This window comes from Lysinibacillus sp. FSL K6-0232, assembly GCF_038008325.1.
GTDB lineage: Bacteria > Bacillota > Bacilli > Bacillales_A > Planococcaceae > Lysinibacillus.
Genome location: NZ_JBBOYW010000001.1, coordinates 3911264 through 3926761 on the forward strand (window position 1 = coordinate 3911264; position 15498 = coordinate 3926761).

Annotated in this window: 15 protein-coding genes; 8 read left to right on the forward strand and 7 right to left on the reverse strand. The window is 36.4% G+C overall.

Annotation, left to right across the window (positions count from 1 at the left end):
* Positions 1 to 254: 254 nt before the first annotated feature.
* On the reverse strand, positions 255 to 908 hold the full coding sequence (locus MHB42_RS19285; RefSeq protein ID WP_340808195.1) for a helix-turn-helix transcriptional regulator: 654 nt from the start codon (positions 906 to 908) through the stop codon (positions 255 to 257).
* Positions 909 to 1136: 228 nt separating this feature from the next.
* Between MHB42_RS19285 and MHB42_RS19290 the strand changes: the two genes are divergently transcribed.
* From MHB42_RS19290 to MHB42_RS19300, 3 genes are all read left to right on the forward strand, one after another.
* Positions 1137 to 1598, forward strand: coding sequence for a hypothetical protein (locus MHB42_RS19290; RefSeq protein ID WP_340808196.1), 462 nt, complete (start codon positions 1137 to 1139; stop codon positions 1596 to 1598).
* A 443-nt stretch (positions 1599 to 2041) separates the two neighbouring features.
* Positions 2042 to 2299: a hypothetical protein gene (locus MHB42_RS19295; RefSeq protein WP_340808197.1), complete on the forward strand. Its 258-nt coding sequence runs from the start codon at positions 2042 to 2044 to the stop codon at positions 2297 to 2299.
* A gap of 42 nt (positions 2300 to 2341) precedes the next feature.
* Positions 2342 to 2674: a DUF2442 domain-containing protein gene (locus MHB42_RS19300; protein ID WP_340808198.1), complete on the forward strand. Its 333-nt coding sequence runs from the start codon at positions 2342 to 2344 to the stop codon at positions 2672 to 2674.
* A gap of 146 nt (positions 2675 to 2820) precedes the next feature.
* Here MHB42_RS19300 and MHB42_RS19305 read toward each other — a convergent pair whose 3' ends face one another.
* Positions 2821 to 3261: a hypothetical protein gene (locus MHB42_RS19305; RefSeq protein WP_340808199.1), complete on the reverse strand. Its 441-nt coding sequence runs from the start codon at positions 3259 to 3261 to the stop codon at positions 2821 to 2823.
* Positions 3262 to 3431: 170 nt separating this feature from the next.
* Here MHB42_RS19305 and MHB42_RS19310 point away from each other — a divergent pair, with 170 nt between their 5' ends.
* From MHB42_RS19310 to MHB42_RS19330, 5 genes are all read left to right on the forward strand, one after another.
* Complete coding sequence (locus MHB42_RS19310; RefSeq protein ID WP_340808200.1) at positions 3432 to 4445, forward strand: HNH endonuclease; 1014 nt, start codon at positions 3432 to 3434, stop codon at positions 4443 to 4445.
* Positions 4446 to 4488: 43 nt separating this feature from the next.
* Positions 4489 to 4941: a hypothetical protein gene (locus tag MHB42_RS19315; RefSeq protein WP_340808201.1), complete on the forward strand. Its 453-nt coding sequence runs from the start codon at positions 4489 to 4491 to the stop codon at positions 4939 to 4941.
* Positions 4942 to 4969: 28 nt separating this feature from the next.
* Positions 4970 to 5839 carry a DUF7662 domain-containing protein gene (locus MHB42_RS19320; RefSeq protein ID WP_340808202.1) on the forward strand — a complete coding sequence of 290 codons (870 nt, stop codon included), beginning with the start codon at positions 4970 to 4972 and terminating at the stop codon, positions 5837 to 5839.
* 171 nt (positions 5840 to 6010) lie between these two features.
* Positions 6011 to 7048, forward strand: coding sequence for a hypothetical protein (locus MHB42_RS19325; protein ID WP_340808203.1), 1038 nt, complete (start codon positions 6011 to 6013; stop codon positions 7046 to 7048).
* Between the two features lie 505 nt (positions 7049 to 7553).
* Positions 7554 to 8674, forward strand: a protein-coding gene (locus MHB42_RS19330; RefSeq protein ID WP_152927986.1) for an IS3 family transposase whose coding sequence is annotated in 2 segments (ribosomal slippage) — positions 7554 to 7803 and positions 7803 to 8674 — 1122 coding nt in all. Because the reading frame shifts where the segments join, the coding sequence is not laid out codon by codon here.
* 67 nt (positions 8675 to 8741) lie between these two features.
* On the opposite strand, the gene MHB42_RS19335 is transcribed toward MHB42_RS19330, so the two are convergent.
* The 5 genes from MHB42_RS19335 to cdaA all read right to left on the reverse strand — a co-directional run bounded on the left by MHB42_RS19335 (position 8742) and on the right by cdaA (position 15440).
* Positions 8742 to 8972, reverse strand: coding sequence for a hypothetical protein (locus tag MHB42_RS19335; RefSeq protein ID WP_340808204.1), 231 nt, complete (start codon positions 8970 to 8972; stop codon positions 8742 to 8744).
* Positions 8973 to 9474: 502 nt separating this feature from the next.
* The gene (gene glmS / locus MHB42_RS19340; protein WP_340808648.1) at positions 9475 to 11277 is read right to left on the reverse strand and encodes a glutamine--fructose-6-phosphate transaminase (isomerizing); all 1803 of its coding nucleotides are present in this window, start codon (positions 11275 to 11277) and stop codon (positions 9475 to 9477) included.
* A gap of 637 nt (positions 11278 to 11914) precedes the next feature.
* Positions 11915 to 13267 (reverse strand): phosphoglucosamine mutase, encoded by a 1353-nt coding sequence (gene glmM / locus MHB42_RS19345; RefSeq protein ID WP_340808205.1) that lies wholly within the window; start codon positions 13265 to 13267, stop codon positions 11915 to 11917.
* Between the two features lie 216 nt (positions 13268 to 13483).
* Positions 13484 to 14611, reverse strand: a complete 1128-nt coding sequence (locus tag MHB42_RS19350) for a CdaR family protein (RefSeq protein ID WP_340808206.1) — start codon at positions 14609 to 14611, stop codon at positions 13484 to 13486.
* Positions 14604 to 15440, reverse strand: a complete 837-nt coding sequence (cdaA, locus tag MHB42_RS19355; protein ID WP_340808207.1) for a diadenylate cyclase CdaA — start codon at positions 15438 to 15440, stop codon at positions 14604 to 14606. Before cdaA ends, MHB42_RS19350 begins: the two co-directional genes overlap by 8 nt.
* Between the last annotated feature and the right edge of the window lie 58 nt (positions 15441 to 15498).

Sequence of the window (15498 nt, forward strand, 5' to 3'; positions counted from 1 at the left end):
CATAAGCAAAAGGTGAACTCCCTCAAAGACTGTGCGATTTCCCTTCAAGCACCCCATCACAAGGGAATGGGATAATAACGGTAGTGACTAAGCTGTTGGGTCATGTTGGAAAGTCGTAGTTATCATTAATGACTGTCCAATCCTTGTAATTTTGAATAATGCGGGAAAACAAATTCTCTGATATGATAAAAGTGGTTTCCTCTAAAGAGGAATCAGCACCATACGAAAAAATAAGTCACCTGAACTGACGCTAATCATTCATTCAAGGGTGACTTATTTTTGTTTATGATTGCAGAAATATTATTTGCTTTTTGCACCATGTCTTTATCCAATTTTATTTTTTGAATTAAAGGATTATCTTTGGAGTAAATTTCAACTATTGTGGTAACCCAATTGTTATTATCGACTTGCCGATCTCCAAAAACCCATAGACCCATTTTTTCTAATTCTTTAATTAGGTTAGAAAGATCGTTTTCTAAGTCAAATCTTTGTCCAATTTCAATCATATCCCAGATACCCAAAACATCAGCAACAATAGATAAGAATTCCTGAGCTTTATTGATTTGATCGTCTGTTGTACAATCGTGATAATCATATCCGAATTGATGTGCAGATGTGATAATTCGAACGAGTTCTCTTCCATATTCAATCCGTTTGAGAAATTTTATATCAGTAAATTTTTCTTTACTTTCTTCCTTAATCGTATCGTCATTATTAAACATACTTCCAATTTCCTCTAAATTTGTACCCAATGCTTCTAATACCAATAACAATGTTTCCTTTTCAGTGTTTTCTCCCGCTTCCAACCTACGGATTGTTCTTTCGCTAACGTTAGCGATTTCTGCTAATTTCGCTTGTGTCCATAACTTTAAATTTCTAAGTTCCTTGATTTTTTGACCAATGTGCATTTTTCCCATCTCCTTGATTTCTTAGTTGATTTAATTATATAGCCAATACTACAAGTGTTTAAGGTCAGTAGCAGGACAATAATCGGTCATCTTTAGGAAAACTATTATTTAGCCCTAAAAGTATTTTGTAAAAAATAATTTACCATCAATAATTTGCTTGAATTTGGGAAGAATAGAGGGCTTCTCTCTGCAAATGATAGTAGTAACCACATGAAAGGGGAGTATGTGATGGACATATGTATTGATTTAAACAAGAATGATTCTTTCGATTATACCTTGCGTAATTTACCAATAAATTCTGATTATGATACTAATTTATCGGATAAGTTACAAAAAACTACTATTATGTTTTATCAGCTATACGAAGTCACAAAGAATGAATTACAAAGCATTTTCACTTTTAGTGAAGCTAAATTTATTGTGTCGGTATTGTTGTTAAATAAGGAAGAAAAAGTCGAGAAGTATCAAACATTTATATGTTCTAAAATGCAAGACGCATGTAAAGAAAAAGATGCAGATATAGCATTTGATGTAGATATGGAAAAGTTACTTGGAAAAATCAACAATCTTACGGAGGGTCAAGCGTTTACATTAGCGACAATGGTGAACGAAATTCAAAGAGAGGTACTGCTGATATCCATTGAAGAACTTGCTGAAATGGTGAAAGATCTCTTTAAACCTGTGGAATAGGTACAATTATCATTGACTTAAAATGAATCGTAATTTACGATAAATTATATGATTACAAATTAAACGATATAGGATGATTTTGATGGCGATTTTATTGGATCGAATCAACAACTCCATACAAAAATTTTGCAACCGCTCATGAATGGGCGGTTTTTGTTTTTCCTAATACAGTTACAAGGATAACAGTATTGGATTGAATACCTGTGAGGTGATAAAGATGAAAGTTTTAATTAAGAAGTTTTTATCAAAGGATGCCGTAGAAAGTTTTGTAATAAACACCACTGGGAAAATAACTATGCTAATGATTGGGCTGATGATTGGATATTACCTAAAAAACTGGTTGTTTTAAGTTTTTTACAAATTCAAGTAAAGAAAAAGGTTTGGGGAGTATTTTGGAATTTCAAAGTAGTAAATATCTTATGAGAATAAAGGAGATGTGTTAAATGTTACTTTACCATGCATTACGCAAGACCTTCGATGACTTTGACGAGGTGTATGAATACCATTTTGATGATAGTAGCGGTACATATATTGAAACTGATAAGGAACTGCAAGTCAACCAGGTCGTATTTTTGAGAGATATAAATGATTATGCCATTATTATCACTGCTGTATGGGAACAAGACGGGAAACGATACTTCTCTCATAAAACTGCTGAGAATGTCGTTGTTCGAGCAAGAACACCAAGGAACAAGTGTTAATGGATAACAGTAGCAAAAAAGTTTAAAAGAAGGATGATGTGCGTGAGAATTGTAGCGTTTTATCCGACAAAAACGTTCAAGTTAATAATTGAATTTGAAAATAGCGATTATCGTCTCTTAGACATGCGAGAGTTCTTGCGAAACGAACAAGGGTTGATGAAAGAGTTAATCAACCATGTAGACGTATTTCTGGCGGCAATGTTAGACGAGGTTGCAGGAACGATTAAGTGGGTAAATGATGTTGACTTCGATCCTGAGATTTTATATAAACGCAGTATCCCCTTAGATAATATTACAAATAATGGTTCTGATGAGAAATTTGAAATATGTTTTGTTAAAAATATGGAAGATAAAAGTGAGTCAGAATCGAAATGAGAAGCTGACAGTATTGAATTGAAGTCAACTTGATATTTGTATAGCAGATGATAATAAAAGATAAATATACTGAAAATAAGTTGAAAATTGATAAAGAAAATCTTCCCGCATAAGTCAGGAAGATTTTTTATGTTCAAAGAAGAATATTAATATACCACGCCAAGATGTTCACTGGCACAACCATGGCATGTATTTTGATCGAAGCGGTGTTCGATTGCGACCCTTTCCCCACAAAATTGACATTTCCGATATTGTCTTTTTCTTGAATTGATTGTTTTCAATAGTAATTCAAGAATCTTTTCTTGCTGATCTTCTTTATTCAATGACTGTATGGATTCCCAAGTTAATGAGTGTTTTTTATATACTCCTGGAAATGGAGAAGGCATATACCCATCCCATCGTGTCGCTTCAAAGCCAAATTCCAACCCTTCATTTGTAGGTCGTATATAAACGTCTGGTTCATCCGCAAATTCTTTTAATTTAAAATAAACAGGACTATCCATGAATACTTTCTCTTTATTATTTATTGAACACTGTTCGCATAGTGAGATAATCCATTCGAGTGCCTTTGCTTTCAGCGGTTTCATATCATTCAATCCTTTTATTTATCATAGTGTTTAGTTTCATTATAGCATCTGCAAATTGTTACATTCCTATGGATAAATATTACTATTGGTGTCCAAGGGTTTTGAATGATTTTGTCGAATAACATTACAAAGAGCGATTGAACATGAGGATTATAGGAGTTGTTGTTTAAATGGCAAAGCATGGGGACAGTGGTTTAGGATATGAAATTGTTAAAGCCGTTATCAGTGGTGAAATAATCGAGCCAATTACATATGAAAAGATAAAACTCTTTTGCAAGAAGAATAACATCGATGCTACCGAAAGTCATATGCGTGTTATTCTTTCAAATGCAAGTGAAAATACGCATAGTCCGACTTATAAGAAATATTTTAAAAGGGTTGGTCGAGGGGAATATGAAGTTCTTCCAGAATATAAAAATGAAAGCAGATTCTATTGGCTAAATGTTGATTCATCGGGATACGACTGGACTTTTTCTGATATAAAGATAGGCAAAACCCAAACATATTCTAACTTTAACCCAAACGGGAACCAACGTAAGAATCCAAGGTGTTTTCAAGAGATTGATGTGGGGGATTTAGTCGTTGCCTATGAAACTGGCGATGTAAAGGCGATTACTACTGTTTGTAAAGTATCTGACAAGTACGAAGAGGATGATGAAATCTTTGTTGAGTTTAAAAAAATTAGGGATTACGAGAATGTTTTAGAATGGAGTATTTTAAGAGATTCTGAGCAATTAGAGAATTGCCAAGCAGTTCATTTTCATCGTGGGACATTATTTGAACTGGAAAAAGAGCATTATGAAATTATCATTCAAATGCTTGAAGAGAGAAACGCAACCATAGATACTGAGGAAGAACTTTATCTTGCTGTTAAACAAGCGATGAAGGATGACAAAATAGAGAGAAAGAGACGCTTAGAAAACAGGAATTCCATGTATCCAGAGGTATATGAAGTGGCAACAAAGGCTTATAAACGCAATCCTTATGTGATAGCAGAGGTGTTAATTAGAGCTAAAGGTGTTTGTGAAAAGTGTAATAAGAAAGCTCCGTTTAATCGAGCATCAGATGGAAGTCCTTACTTAGAAGTTCATCATATAAAAAGACTGGCAGACGGTGGAGAAGATACAGTTGAAAATGCAATGGCAGTCTGTCCCAATTGCCACCGAGAATTACACTTCGGCTGAGATAAACAATTATTTTAAAAATTAGAAAAGGTGGATTATAGATATGATTGGAATAGAGCTGTTCACAAGAATAAAGCTACTTGGTATTGAATCGGGCGTTATAGAGTTCCATTACGCTTCATCTGATTTTATACCCGTTATTCTCATTGAGTTTTATGATGAAGATACAGGTTTTGATTACCTTTTGGAGTCAATTATGTTGGGAGAGTTTTGTCCTACTAAAGAATCCTATGTTATAGGCGATATTAACTTAGATCGTATTAAAAATAGTGATGATGCAAAAATGGTGGAAAAGCTACTTGTTGAAAAAGGAAAAAACATGGAGGTTGAATTAGCATCTAAAGCAAAAAAATATGCCCAAGAAATTAGAGAACGATCAGGAATTCCTGTAGAAATCAATCCTCAGCTAAAGGGAAGTCCAGAAGTTGCTACTGAGTATGACCAGAACATGTGGCATGCAAGCCAAGTCCTGGGAGGCATATATGATGATTATTAATAGAATCTATCATTGGAGTTGGTGAATAATGAGTGTAATAGGCAAGAAATACATTCCCCTACATAATTATTTAAAGAAGTCGGCATTAGAGCATCTTGTATTGCCTTTCAGTGAGATTGAATGCATTTTAAATGCTCCATTACCCCAATCTGCATATAACTATCAAGCGTGGTGGGTAAACAGTGAAAAGGCTCATTCCCATGCTTTAACGTGGCTTGATGCGGGTTACTTGGTGAGAAGTGTTAAATTCGGTGATTATGTAGAGTTCGTTCGAAAAGGAAATATGGATGTTCCAATTCAAACGGGAGTCGAAAAAATTCAGATAGAAAACAGTAACAAATTATCTAAAGAAGAGCTAAACTATATCGAAAGTTTGTCTAATAAATTGGATGAAATTAGGGATTCTCTAACAGGCAATTTAACATCTGACTTTGCTAATAAAGGAGTAATTGAACAATTTGAGGCGATGAAAGGCTTTAGAAGAATGATAGGTAATATAGACAATGATTTGAGCTTTTTGGGTTGCTTGTTAATGAAAGAGTTTCTTATTCAAAGACATTCATGCTTTGGTTTAAATGTGGCGTTGAAGCCCCAAGGTTCACCAGGATTGGATGTTGATGAAACAACAACTGATGGGAAAAGGATAATTGGTGAATTGAAAACAACGTATCCTTACAAAGAAAATGATCTCGGTGCTAATCAAAAAGCAAATTTCATTAAGGACTTTGAGAAATTACAGCAAAATGATGCTGATTATAAATACTTCTTCCTAACAGAAACAAAGACATTCGACATTGTGCGGAGTAAATATAGCCATCATCTCAAAGGAATCCATCTTGTTTTATTGCCACAAGCCATTTCAGATTGTAATTTTGTTATTACTTATTCAAATAAATAGATGAATAGGTTGGTGAGGGTGTTTCTACCATATATCCAACCTTTTTTATAGTGTGTTAGCAACGCTTAGCCTTCAATGATTATTAACGGTTGATAGCTTTCAATTGCTAAATAAAACTGCAATTTTTTCATTATAATAGAATTACATAGATTATGAGGGGAGAAATTGTAAATGAAAATTGAAGTTGGAGAATCATTAATGTTATCTTGGCTACGCCATGTAAAAAAGTGTCAGTCTGTTCAACTGAATTGGAAGCCATCCGTTAATCACTGGGAATTGAGCAATGATGAAGAAATTGAGCAGATTTTGCAAACGGTCAATGCCTATTTTGAAGATAAGTATTCATTCAATATTTTTAAAAATAATAAGTCGTACATGCAACTATTGCAACAAGGTGAATTGGATGCTCTTGGTTTGCAGATAAAAAATGGCAACGTTCAGGAGATTTACGGTGTAGATGTAGCATTCCATGAAGCGGGCCTAAATTACGGTAGTAAAATTGAAACAATTGAAAGAATAATAAAGAAAGTTGTTCGAACTTCCATGCTTTTGTATGGATATTTCAATATGAAGAGCGGGACAATCATATTCGCATCACCAAAGATTAATAATGCTATATATGAGCCATTACAAATCTATGTAAAGGAATTAGAAGAACTTTTTAGGTCAATGGAGCTTGATTTCGAAATTGAGTTATTAGCAAATGAAAACTTTAAAAACCAAGTATTAGATCCAGTTCTTCAAACTTCTTCATCGGTAGCTGATACATCAGAACTATTTCTGAGGAGTATTCAAATGTACAATATGTTTTTGGATACTAATGTTATTTCTATGACTGAAAATAAAATACCGATTAGGAACCAAGCGACAGCAAATATTGCAGGAATAAAAGAAATTTCTATAGCTGATTTTGTCCGTAATACATTCAGTGATCTTGTGGATCAAAACAAATTGTCTAAAGATAATCTTTATCATTTATGTGATGCTCGATACAGTAAGGAAACTTTTTTGCTTCCTTACGCTATGTTAAAAAAAGTTGATGAGGCGAAATCCTTATCGTCTCAACGAAAAGATGAAAATGGGCGTGACCGTTATCTTGCTAAACCCTTGTATGTTGTCCATGGTGAGAGGTATTTTCTTTGTAACCATTGGGTTGAAAAAAGCAGACAACCTTACAAAGTTTGGTTTGAAAATTTGATTGAAAAATAACTTTTTACTGTTTATTATCGAATTTTTAGATAGTATAGCTATATTTTGTAGCTGAAAATGATTTGATTATTTGCCAATCAACTGATAATTAGCGATTAACTTTTAGATACAAAAGTGTTGAAAATGATCAGATATCTTATTCAGATATTATATTTACGAATAAACGTTCCTATGATATGATGCTTGAAAAGTAATGATTATATAGGGAGTAAATAACAATGACTATTTCTAAAAAGAAATGTTCAATTACATATAAAACGAGTAAGGCACTTTCCAATAAATAATTGGCAAGTGCCTTTTTTAATACAGTTACTCTGGCAACAAGAGAAATAGAATCTGAAAAAGAGGTGAGTTTTGTGTATAAAAATCAACAAACTTCCTGGTCGCTGTCGAAACACAGGATGCTGATGGAATGTGAATTAAAATGGGTGGATAGGCTACACTTAGTTGGACAGAATTTTTAAGGTCAAGTAGACTACAAATAACACATTTGAGGAGAATCTACATGACTAAAAGAGAACGCCGAACATTTACTGAAGATTTCAAGCAACAGATCGTGCAGCTGTACCAAAATGGAAAACCAAGAAAAGAGATTATTCGTGAATATGATCTTACTCCTTCATCTTTAGACAAGTGGGTGAGTCAGAGTCAAAAATCAGGTTCTTTTAAGGAGAAAGACAATTTAACAGATGAACAAAAAGAATTGATGGAACTCCGAAAAAGAAACAAGCAACTAGAAATGGAAAATGACATTTTAAAGCAAGCCGCGCTGATACTAGGACGAAAGTAAATGTAATCAAGAATAATCAACACAAATACTCGATATCAGCAATGTGCAAAGTCCTGCAAATCCCTAGAAGTACTTATTATTATGAAGCAAAAGAAAGAGTATCGGAGGATCCCGTTACCTCTGATGTAATCGATATTTTTCACGCAAGCCGTCAGAACTATGGAACACGTAAAATCAAAGTAGAATTAAAAAAGCGCGGTCATATTGTTTCCAGGCGAAGAATTGGGCGCATCATGCAGGAGCAGGGTCTCGTTTCTTCATACACAATCGCTCAATTTAAACCACATACAAAATCCTGTAATGAATCAGAACAAACAAATGAACTAAATCGTGCATTCGCACAGGAACAAGAAATGACCACAATCGTTAGCGATTTAACGTACGTAAGAGTCAATCAAAAATGGAACTACGTATGTGTCTTTGTCGATCTCTTTAATCGGGAAATCGTCGGTTTTAGTACAGGGCCAAATAAAGATGCATTACTCGTTTATCGTGCGTTAGCTTCTATCAAAGTCGATCTTAATAAGATACAGCTTTTTCATACGGATCGTGGAAATGAGTTTAAAAATAATTTGATTGATGATGCTTTAAAGACTTTTAATATCCAACGATCCTTAAGTATGAAGGGCTGCCCGTATGATAATGCAGTAGCTGAAGCAACATTCAAAATCATCAAAACAGAGTTTGTGAAGGGCAGACATTTTAGTAGTTTAGAAGAATTAACAAGGGAGTTAAAGGACTATGTTCACTGGTTTAATAGCATAAGAATTCATGGAACCCTTGGATATGAAAGCCCAATTGAGTACAAACATAGACACCTTAAAAAAATTGTCTAGTTTAGTGTTGACATAATAATTGGAATAGATGTAAGGTTCAAGGAGAGAGTAGAGGTAAGATTTAAGGTTAGAAGGAGCGGGTTTCCCTACTTTCTTTCCCACTTTTGCTCATGCTTTTTCTTCTTCTTTTTTGTTGCGAATCCCTTTCGTTGCTTGCTTTCTCATGCTTTTCTTCATGCTTTTTCTCATGCGTTTCTCGCCCTTTTCCCCGCCTTTTTTCGGGCATAAAAAGACCGAAGGTCTGCCTGAATCGAATCAGGAAACTTTCGGTTTTAGGAACGTTCTTGTATCCACCCAAAAAACTCGTTCCAACTCCCCTCCTCCCTTAACCCTTACCAACTCTTACTCCCCCAACGCCTCAAGCCCTTTTCCATTATTACCCTCCTAATAAAGTCGTTCCCGCATTTTCCCCACATTCATCTAATTTTTGTTCAGATTTTACAACCATTTTGGACTAAAAAAGTCGTTCCAGAGTAGAGTTAAGGGATTAGGTTTTAGGGGAAAAGAAAAAGGAATAAAGGCTTGAACCCCTTATTCCTTCTGGCTTTTTTCAATTTTAATCTTGCTCTTTAATTCCCTATTTCTTCCTTAACCCTTGTTTCTACTCTACCGACTTTTTTTGACCTGAACCGAGTTTTTTTGGTTAGGAGCGAGTTTATTGGGTGAAGACAGACAAGAAGTAAAGGAGTGATAGATATTAGTCAATGACTAACATCTATCACTCCTTAATTTAAATCTCGATAATGTAAATTAAACAACTTTATTATTCGAACAAAAAAAACACTCCAACCCAAAACCACTTACTCCACAGTCACCGATTTTGCGAGGTTACGTGGTTTGTCTACGTCACAGCGGCGGTGTAGTGCTGCGTAATAGCTAATTAGCTGTAATGGCACTACTGCTACAAGTGGTGTTAGTAATTCATGAACATGTGGAATTACTAGACGGTCGCCATCCTCGTCGATACCAGCCATTGCGATAATACATGGGTATGCACCACGAGCTGCTACCTCTTTAACATTGCCGCGGATATTTAATGCCACTGCCTCCTGTGTAACAAGTGCAAATACTGGTGTGCCTTCTTCGATTAGAGCAATTGTTCCATGCTTCAGCTCGCCACCTGCAAAGCCCTCTGCTTGAATATAAGAGATTTCTTTTAGTTTTAAAGCTCCTTCAAGGCTTACGTAGAAGTCAATATTGCGACCGATAAAGAAAGCATTGCGTGCGATTTTTAAGTAATCCTCTGCGATGTCCTCTAAAACATCTTTGGAGTCAATAATTGTTTGGATACCGTTTGCCGCAATGGCAAGCTCTTGTTTTAGGTCAAATTCTAAGCCTTTGCCATTTGCCCTTGCTGTTACATAGGCTGTTAAAGCAAGGACAGCTACTTGTGCCACATAAGCTTTTGTAGAAGCTACAGCAATTTCTGGACCTGCGTGTAATAATAGTGTATGGTCTGCTTCACGTGATAGTGTAGAGCCAGGTACGTTTGTAACTGTTAATGTTGGATAGCCAAGCTCTTTAATTTTCACAAGCACTTGACGGCTATCTGCTGTTTCACCTGATTGTGTAATAAAGATAAATAAAGGCTTTTCTGAGAGCAGTGGCATATTGTAGCCAAATTCACTTGAAATATGCACCTCTACTGGGATGCCAGCCATTTTTTCGAAATATTGCTTGCCGATTAAGCCTGCATGATAGCTTGTGCCAGCCGCAATAATATATAGACGGTCTGCTGCTTGCAATGCTGCTAAAATTTCAGCATCAATTGTTAAATCGCCATTGTCACCTTCATATGCTTGAATAATTTTGCGGATAACTGTAGGCTGCTCATCCATTTCCTTTAACATATAGTGAGGATATGTGCCTTTTTCAATATCGCTCATATCAAGCTCTGCTGTATAGGATGCACGCTCTACTACAGAGCCATCTAATTTTGTAATGATAACATTGTCTTTGTGTACAATCACAACCTCTTTATCATGAAGCTCAATATATTGATCTGTTACTTGGAGCATTGCCATTGCATCAGACGCAACAACATTAAAGCCTTCACCAACACCTACTAAAAGTGGTGATTTATTTTTTGCTACAAAAATTGTATCTGCCGCTTCTGCATCTAATAGCGCTAATGCATAAGAGCCGTGTAGCAATGATAAAGTTTTGCGGAAAGCATCTGCTGTGCTTAGACCTTCCTTCACAAATAGCTCTACTAATTGCACAATAACCTCTGTATCTGTATCAGATTGCATTGGGATGCCTTTTAAGTATGTTTTTTGTAGTAAATGATAGTTTTCAATAACCCCATTATGCACAAGTGTAAAGCGCCCTGATGCACTTTGATGTGGGTGGGCATTTAAACGGTTTGGCACACCATGTGTTGCCCAGCGTGTATGACCAATACCAATTTTCGCCACAACGTCTTTGTCTACTGCCTCACGTAAATCAGCAATACGTCCCTTTTCTTTAAAAACCGTTACGCCTTCTTCATTGCGTACTGCAATCCCTGCAGAGTCGTAGCCACGGTATTCTAGTTTCTCTAAACCTTTTAATAAAATTTCCTTTGCATCTAATTCTCCAATATATCCTACAATTCCACACATAAATTTACGTCCTCCGATATTGTCAATTTTATACAATAACAAATTAGACCTCATCTTATCGAATTTTTGGAATGTATAAGTAATGCTTTATTTTATACAAAATAGAGCATACCTCTACGTGCCAATACTGTGCCCTCTCAGCCGTCTGAGTGAAAGCTATTCGATATATGAAGCTTCTTTTAATGATTTATTGTTGTACTTATACCTTCTCCATTTTCTGTACATTCAATCGCTCAAATGCTTTCAAAATGAAAAATGACAATCGGGTATGTCGATCGGGAGGCATCCGCCGAATTTTCGATAAACCTCCACCTCGTCTGCTGAAGATAGTTGTCGTCCGATTTCTTCAGCTCAGGCGCTATAATTGTTTTCCGATTTTGCGCTCTCTTCCCTCCTTCTGCGCTTGTTCAAGGATAAGGTCGGACCTTTCCTTCAACCTCTCCATCATACTCAATCATATGCTATCCGTCAAATTTTCGTTATACATTATCGAATCAAATCGCTCACAATTCGATTCTTCTGCTCTATTTGATATTGTATCCATCACTTCACCCTCTCTATCCACCATTTCAACAATTCTATCCGTATAAAAAGCTCAATCTCCCATTACACAATGAGAAATTGAGCTTCACTATCTTTATTCAGCTAAGCCCATTTCTGTACGTACAACATCTGCAATACGCTCTACATAACGCTCACAATCTGCTTCAGTAGCAGCTTCCACCATCACACGCACAAGCGGCTCTGTGCCTGAAGGACGTACTAAGACACGGCCATTACCTGCCATTTCTGCTTCTACCTGTGCAATCACAGCAGCCACTTTAGCATTATCAGTTACAGCGTGCTTGTCTGTTACACGAACATTGACAAGACGTTGAGGGAAGATTTGCATTTCAGCAGCAAGCTCTGATAGCTTTTTGCCTGTTGCCTTCATAATGTTAACGAGCTGAATACCTGTTAGTAAGCCATCACCTGTTGTATTGAAATCTAGGAATACAATATGTCCTGACTGCTCGCCACCTAAATTATAGTCATTGGCACGCATTTCTTCTACAACATAGCGGTCACCAACAGCCGTTTGCACGCTTTGCATACCGTTATCCGCTAATGCTTTATAGAAGCCCATATTGCTCATAACTGTTGATACAATTGTTTGCTTTTTCAAACGTCCCACTGTATTTAAATGCTTACCGATAATAAACATAATTTGGTCGCCATCAACAATTTTACCATTTTCATCTATGGCAATTAAACGATCACCATCACCATCAAACGCTAAACCAACATCTGCATCTTTTTCTATTACAAATTGAGCCAATTTTTCTGGGTGTGTTGAACCAACACCATCATTAATATTTAAGCCTGTTGGTGAAGCACCCATTGTTGAAATATCAGCCTCTAAATCTGCAAATAGATGTGTTGCTAGTGATGAAGTCGCACCATGTGCACAGTCAAGTGCTACATGAATACCGTCAAACTCTTCACCCACTGTTTGTTTTAAGTATTGAATATATTTTTGTCCACCTTCAAAATAATCGCTTACAGACCCTAAATCAGCTCCAATTGGACGTGGTAATGTATCCTCCTGCGCATCTAGTAATGCTTCGATTTCGGCTTCTTGGGCATCCGTTAGCTTAAAGCCATCAGGGCCAAAAAATTTAATACCATTGTCAGCAACAGGGTTATGTGAAGCTGAAATCATGACGCCTGCATCTGCACTCATAATTCGAGTAAGGTAGGCAACTCCTGGTGTTGAAATAATTCCAAGACGCATTACTTCTACGCCAATTGATAAAAGACCAGCAACGAGTGCACCTTCAAGCATTTCGCCTGAAATACGTGTGTCACGACCTATTAAAACCTTTGGACGTTCAGTCGCATCCTTTGTTAGCACATAGCCGCCTACACGACCAAGCTTAAATGCAAATTCTGGTGTTAATTCACTATTCGCGACGCCACGGACGCCATCTGTTCCAAAATATTTACCCATTCTACTTATTCTCTCCTTCAATGCATGACCATGCCTACTAAGTTTTACTTTCAAGACACTTGTCCGCTTACTTTTGGAAAAAGTCTGTTTTGTTCATTTATTGGTAGCTATTCATAACCCTACAGCTCGTTTATTTGGCGAAGACCGTTACTTAGCCAAACAAACGTTAATTGGGTTTTGATTTAGAATCAACATAAAATTATAGCCAGATATTGTCTAAGAATCAACATTCTCTGTTTCTTCTGTTGATGTATTTTTATCATCAGTTGTTGTATTGTCATCAGTCACATCATTTTCCTCAGCTGGAGGTGGTGATTGTGGTGTTTCCTCTGTAACTGTCGGCGTCGTCTGCTGTTCCTGTTGTTGCCCCTGCTGCTCTTGCTGTTCTTGCGGTTCTAGTTGCTCTGTCCTTGTAATATCTGCCTCTACCTTTACTTTTTTGTCAGACACTTTTGTCACACCATCTGGTAACTTTACATCAATTTCATAAGTTTTTGACTCTGTAATTGTTGATAAATCAACCGTTACTGGAATATCTGCTAAAGCATCAATAATCGACTTTTTACCATATACCTTCATTGTTTTAGGTGTCAATGTTAAAGAGTTGATTGTAATATTATTTGCTGCCTTGCCAGTTTCTCTTATGACTACTGGCAGCTCTCTACTGTACTCCCCTATGTCTATTTGCACCTTCACTGTTTCAGGTTCGATGATAACATCCAGTTTATTCAAATCTCGGTCTAATACTTTTACTGCCGCTTCCTGTGAGAAGGATTGCTTTAAGCCTTGCTCACCTGTAACAGTTGCTTTTACATAACTGATGCTTTCAATAGCGCTTTTCGCACCTGTTATATAAACAGTCGGTGGATCGGCTACCATATCCTTCAATATATAGCCCTCTTCAATTAAACGACTATTCATTTCAGGGTCTACACGGAACTCCTGTGTTACTTTTTCCTCAATATTGACACGTACTGTTTCAGGGTCTAATGTGACATCTAGCTTTTCTGAAATATTTTCATACTGTAGATTTACATCATGTTCTCCCATTAATAAGTTACTTAAATCAACAAACACCGAAAAATCCTTTGATGCCTTTGTTTTAAGCACCAATGCCATTGGACCTTCTATCGTAACATCTACCGTTTCAGGCAAGCCTGTGACAATAAAGTTTTCATTATCATAATAAACATCTACTGGCACATCATGAATGACATCTTTCTGTTCATTCGATGTTGTTTTATTTATTGGAGATAGCTCAGTACGAACTGAGAAAAAAAGCAAAAATGCCAAAAATAGCGCGATAATTCTTAATACCCAAGGGCTATCCATCATTTTATCCATTCTTTTTCCCCCTCCAAGTCAACTTAGAGGCTGCATTTGATTCCTGTGCTGATCCGAACCACATTTTGCGTAGCAATGTTTCGAATTCCTCTAGAGAAAGATTGCGGTGGAGATTACCATTTAACGTAATACTGATTGCACCTGTTTCCTCTGATACAACAATTGTAATCGCATCTGTCACTTCACTTAAGCCAAGGGCAGCACGGTGGCGTGTTCCTAGCTCTTTTGAAATAAACGGACTTTCAGAAAGCGGTAAATAACAGGCTGCTGCTGTAATTTTATCTCTTTGCATAACCACTGCTCCATCATGTAGCGGTGTATTTGGTATAAAGATATTGATAAGCAACTCTGATGAAATTTCAGCATTTAGTCCTATACCTGTTTCAATATATTCATTTAGGCCCGTTTCCTTTTCAATAGAAATTAACGCACCTATTCGACGTTTGGCCATATAGCTAACAGATTTTTTCATAGCCTCAATAAGCCTTGTCTGTTCCTCCTCTACTTGACTAGAAGAGCGCTGGAATAGCTTCCCTCGACCAATCTGCTCAAGCCCACGCCTAATTTCAGGTTGGAATATAATAATAATCGCTAGGAAACCATACTCAATTACTTGTTGTAGCATCCAACCAAGCGTTTGTAACCCTAAAAGGTCTGTTGCGATGCGCGCAATAATAATGACGAAAATCCCTTTTAGTAATTGAACAGCCTTCGTACCTTTAATGAGGGTTAAGACTTTATAGACAACGTACCAAACAAGCAGTACATCAATGAAGTTAATAGCAATATTCACAGGCGTTAAATCTGTGAAATATTCGATAATTTGCATGTGGCATCCCCCACTTTTCATTACGAATCCATACACATTTAAGTATATCACATTCTTA